General features: G+C 67.3%; 1 protein-coding gene. It reads left to right on the forward strand.

Going from position 1 to position 521, the window contains the following annotated elements:
• A partial coding sequence (locus AC1DWF_RS38515) for an SLC13 family permease (protein WP_476843658.1) occupies window positions 1–521 on the forward strand: 521 nt, incomplete at both ends.

Raw genomic sequence — 521 nt, forward strand, 5'->3', positions numbered from 1 at the left:
ATGAGCGACATCTCCATCACCTTCGCCGTCATCGCCGTGATGGTGCTGCTCTTCGTCTCCAACCGCGTGCCTATCGCGCCGGTGGCGCTGGCGRCGGCGCTCACCCTCTACTTCACGGGCATCCTCGACCATCACGAGGCTCTGGCAGGCTTCGGCGACACGACGGTGCTGTTCATCGCCTCGCTCTTCGTGGTGAGCGCGAGTCTGGACGCGACAGGCGTCACGGCCTGGGCAGGCAAGCTACTGATCGCCCAGGCCGGCCAGAGCCGCCGGCGGCTGCTGGTGCTCGCCATGCTACTGGTGGGCTTCCTCACGGCGCTGATCGGCTCAAGCGGCGCGGTTTCCGCGCTGCTGCCGGTTCTGGTGCTGGTGGCGGTGCGGCTAGGGTGGTCGCCCTCGCAGCTCATGATGCCGCTAGCCTTCGCCTCCTATTCCGGATCCATGCTGGTGCTGACCGGCAGCCTCGTGAACGTGCTGGTCTCCGACGCTGCAACGGAGGCGGGCATGGCGCCCTTCGGCTA

This window comes from Aminobacter sp. P4_D5 (genome assembly GCF_056401815.1).